The 4,224-nt window shown below is 35.9% G+C and carries 6 protein-coding genes and 1 tRNA gene; 2 read left to right on the forward strand and 5 right to left on the reverse strand.

The window, feature by feature from the left end:
• Window positions 1–417 (reverse strand): polyprenyl diphosphate synthase (gene uppS / locus IHO13_RS03435; RefSeq protein ID WP_225538288.1); only part of this gene is annotated, 417 nt, incomplete at its 3' end.
• Between the two features lie 153 nt (window positions 418–570).
• Here uppS and IHO13_RS03440 point away from each other — a divergent pair.
• Window positions 571–723 carry a hypothetical protein gene (locus tag IHO13_RS03440; RefSeq protein WP_225538289.1) on the forward strand — a complete coding sequence of 51 codons (153 nt, stop codon included), beginning with the start codon at window positions 571–573 and terminating at the stop codon, window positions 721–723.
• A gap of 55 nt (window positions 724–778) precedes the next feature.
• Here IHO13_RS03440 and frr read toward each other — a convergent pair whose 3' ends face one another.
• Genes frr through rpsB form a run of 4 tightly spaced genes read right to left on the reverse strand, consistent with a single transcriptional unit; the run spans window position 779 to window position 3,787 of the window.
• Window positions 779–1,336, reverse strand: a complete 558-nt coding sequence (gene frr, locus IHO13_RS03445) for a ribosome recycling factor (protein ID WP_225538290.1) — start codon at window positions 1,334–1,336, stop codon at window positions 779–781.
• Window positions 1,337–1,346: 10 nt separating this feature from the next.
• Complete coding sequence (gene pyrH / locus IHO13_RS03450) at window positions 1,347–2,078, reverse strand: UMP kinase (RefSeq protein WP_225538292.1); 732 nt, start codon at window positions 2,076–2,078, stop codon at window positions 1,347–1,349.
• 10 nt (window positions 2,079–2,088) lie between these two features.
• A complete protein-coding gene (gene tsf, locus IHO13_RS03455) occupies window positions 2,089–2,958 on the reverse strand; it encodes a translation elongation factor Ts (protein ID WP_225538291.1) in 870 nt (289 codons plus the stop codon).
• Window positions 2,939–3,787, reverse strand: coding sequence for a 30S ribosomal protein S2 (gene rpsB / locus IHO13_RS03460; RefSeq protein WP_225538293.1), 849 nt, complete (start codon window positions 3,785–3,787; stop codon window positions 2,939–2,941). Before rpsB ends, tsf begins: the two co-directional genes overlap by 20 nt.
• Before the next feature lie 179 nt (window positions 3,788–3,966).
• Here rpsB and IHO13_RS03465 point away from each other — a divergent pair.
• Window positions 3,967–4,040, forward strand: a tRNA-Asp gene (locus IHO13_RS03465).
• Window positions 4,041–4,224: the final 184 nt, after the last annotated feature.

The raw sequence follows: 4,224 nt of genomic DNA on the forward strand, positions 1-4,224 counted from the left end.
TGCTCCGTAACTGACCGCTACAGTAAGTAATAAACCATCGTTCTTATGTGTTATTTCCTCTGCTTTTTTAATTTGATCAAGTATTTTTTTTGGCAGTAAACTTAAATTACCAATAAAACTCAGCTTAATATTATAATTGCAAATGAAATTGATTTTATTCTCGTCAGTTAGAACAGAGTAAAATAAATCAAATAGATGGTCAGTTTCCTCTTTAGGCCTAAGCCAATTCTCCATGGAAAATGCATACAAAGTCAAATAAGGTATGGCTAGGGTTGTGCAATGCTTAGCAATGTCATATGCAACCTCGCTGCCCTTTCTATAACCATCAATTTTTACCCTCCCTTGGTTGTTTGCCCATCGACCATTGCCATCCATAATGATGGCTAAGTGTTTTGGTAGAAACTCGAGATTCAACATTTAGAGTTCACCGATGTCATAAAAGTAACTGACACACAGCTATACGAATATTGTGCTACCAGGATGGTAACATTCCAGTGTTCCGATACTGGAATCCAGAAATTTGATTGCAAGTAAGCACACTGAGCTAATAAGCATAAAAACAGCTGCTTTATGCTAAAACAAACATCTTTGACAAGATTGTATGAAAAGCTGAATCCCGGCGTCAAGCACTGGGATGACACCTTTGTGTTTGAGGCAAAAATGACTAACACATTGCCTCCGTTGACAAATGTTCGTACAGCTGCATATCAGCTACTCGGGTGATACCCATGCATGTAATTCGTTTTTTTTTATTATTGAAGGCTTCTTTCATATCAACTTAGTGATTCAGTATATCTTTTTCTTTAATAGATAATTCGCTATCAATCTTTTTGATATTATCATCAGTAATATTCTGTATCTCCTTTTTAGCACTATGAAAATCATCTTCTGAGATTTCTTTACTTTCCTGCATTTTCTCTATTTCTTCCATAATATCTCTACGTATATTTCTAATGGCGACCCGCGCATTTTCAGCAAACTGGTGCAATAATTTCACTAATTTTTCACGGGTTTCTTGCGTTAAACCTGGAAGGGTTATACGTACAGTATTACCTTCGACAACAGGATCTAAATTTAGATTGGCATTCAATACGGCATTTTTCACTTCACCTATAATACTAATGTCCCAAACTTTAATTGACAATGTTTTATTGTCCGTCACTGAAACACCGGCAACTTGATTCAGTTTTTGATGTCCTCCATAGATATTCACAACTATGCCATCAAGTAATGATGCGCTAGCTCTACCGGTGCGTATACCTTTAATGTCATCATGAAAGGAATGAATAGTTTTTAGCATCCTTTCTTTTGTTTTAGTTTTTACTTCATTCAACATAAATTACCTATCATTTATAATCTGAAACTATAGTATAAGTGCCACGACCCTTAACAATATTGACTATTTTTTCTTCTCTCAAAGAAAAAACTATAATTGGAACGGAATTCTCACGCGCAAGTGAGATCGCTGATGCATCCATAACCTTTAAATCACGAGCCAATAAATCCATGTAAGAAAGCCTATCATACATTACAGCATCCTCATTTTTTTTCGGATCAGCGGAGTATACACCACTTACTTGTGTACCTTTTAAAATAACATCACAATTCGTTTCAACAGCACGTAAAGCTGCAGCTGTATCTGTAGTAAAAAATGGATTACCTGTACCTGCCGCAAAGATTACTACTCTACCTTTTTCTAAATGACGAATAGCTTTCCTTCTGATATAAGGCTCGCATATAGTAGCCATGGGTATTGCTGATAGTACTCTAGAGTCTACTAAACTTTTCTCTAAAGATTTTTGTAAGATCAAAGCATTAATTATAGTTGCAAGCATTCCAATATAATCACTGCTTGCTCTTTCACAACCACTTAAAGATGCAGATGCACCACGAAAGATATTACCACCACCAACAACAATACATATCTGAACTCCAAGTTTGTAAACATCAGCTACATCTTTACACAATTGATCTATAATTCCCATATCATGACCATAAGGCCGTGATCCCATCAAAACCTCGCCAGAGATTTTAAATAACACCCTGTAGTATTTTATTTCACCTGTTGAGGCAGTCATTTTCAACTATTTAATCTCTGCTACCTAAAATAAGTAACTTATAATCAAACAATTTGACAGTAGAGTTTACACTCGACTCGCTTACTCTGATAAAATCGGAAATTTTCATTTTATCATCCCTTATAAACTTCTGTTCTAGTAAAACAACTTCTTCATAATATTTAGCCATTCGACCATCTACTATTTTCTTTGTCACCTCTTCAGGTTTATTCAAGCTTTTCACCTGTTTTTCAATTATAAAACGCTCATTGTTCAACTTTGCTTGATCTAAGTCATCTATAGAAAGAGCTTCGGGCTTCATAGCAACTACTTGCATTGCTATTTGTCTTCCAGCTTCTTGCAACTTTGACTTATCACCGGATGATTGCAATGCTACTAAAGCACCAGTTTTACCCAGGCCACACACATCACCATGTACATAACCAGCAACAATTCCGTTCTGAGCTTCCAGGTAACAAAGCTTGCTCAGCTCTAACTTTTCACTAAGGACAGATATACCATTTATGATAGCTTCCTGTACCGTACCAATGCCTTCATATTTGGCATTTTTTAACTCATCAACGCTAGTACAGCGTTCTTGATAAGCAATTGATGCTAAATTCGAGATTAGTTCTATAAATTTCTCATTTCTTGCAACAAAATCAGTTTCACAATTGAGTTCAATCAATACGCCACGATTTTCAGCCAAATGCATAGCAATTAGCCCATCTGAAGTTACTCTATCAAACTTTTTGTCAGCCTTAGCAAGTCCTATTGCACATAACTTATCAATGGCTCGTCTGATATCACCACTGCACTCCTCTAATGCTTTCTTACAATCACTTAAACCAAGCCCTGTTCTACTACGTAGTTCCTTTATACTATCTGGATTCATCTTCATTAGTTACTACCTCCTTTTCATCCTCTTTATAAATTTTACCGTGCCCCTTTTTTATCTGTACAATATTATCTCCTTTTTCTTGAATAAACTCATCGCCCTTTATATCACCAACCTTAACTCCAGATCTTGCTAAACTAGATTCTATTCCGGTCAATATAAAGTCTGCAGCCAACCTACAATAGAGTTCTATCGATTTTCTTGAGTCATCATTCCCTGGTATAGGATAAGTAATATCATCTGGATCAGAGTTAGTATCAAGTACTGCAACTATTGGAATTCCCAATTTTTTCGCCTCTTTAACTGCAATGTGCTCTTTATTAGTATCAATGATGAACAAAATGTCTGGAATTGCTCCCATCTCTCTAATGCCACCTAGCGCCTTATCAAGCTTTTGCCTTTTCTTTTCAATATTTCCTAATTCTTTCTTCGTTAAAACGCTATTTTCATCATTTAGCATTTTTTCGTATTTAATTAGTGTTTTTATTGAAGAAGAGACAGTTCCCCAATTAGTAAGCATACCGCCAAGCCATCGATAATTTACATAATATTGACCACAACGAACTGCTTCACTTGCAATAATATCCAAAGCCTGAAATTTTGTACCAACAAATAAGATGCGACCACCTTGAGATGCAACTTCATATAGGGCCTTCATTGCCACCTGTAGTAATGGCGATGTCTTTCGTAAATCAATTATATGTATACGATTCTCTTGATGTACCCCATATATGTATGGAGCCATTTTCGCATTCCAGCGACTAACTTTATGACCAAAATGTACGCCAGATCTAGCTAAATCACGTATAGTGACTTCGGGTAAGTTTATCATATTCATTCCTTCAAATAGTTTACCCTCCATGGCATAACCCTAACAGGACTATTTGTATAGCCATGTGTGAAATCAAATTATTTATATAGTAATATAAAAGGCAACAAAGTGCAAACAAAAAACGTTGACAAAAGGTAACATGTTTATTAACTTTAAAGTCAGAAACACTAAAAGGAAATGGGGGTGTAGCTCAGTTGGTTAGAGCGCATGCCTGTCACGCATGAGGTCATGAGTTCAAGTCTCATCACTCCCGCATATAACCTCTAGTGCAATCTAAGTTCGTTATGCTAGTCTTTATTTTACCCTATTTTGATGTATGGCAGCACAATGAATTGTAGCATAATGTTGAAAAACTTCATTGAACTTTCTGTATAACCTAAACTAATACTAATGGTAATAGGACAAATTAAGGGTACCGTTTTGCCAGTCAACAATGG

It is taken from the genome of Wolbachia endosymbiont of Mansonella perstans (assembly GCF_020278605.1).
GTDB lineage: Bacteria > Pseudomonadota > Alphaproteobacteria > Rickettsiales > Anaplasmataceae > Wolbachia.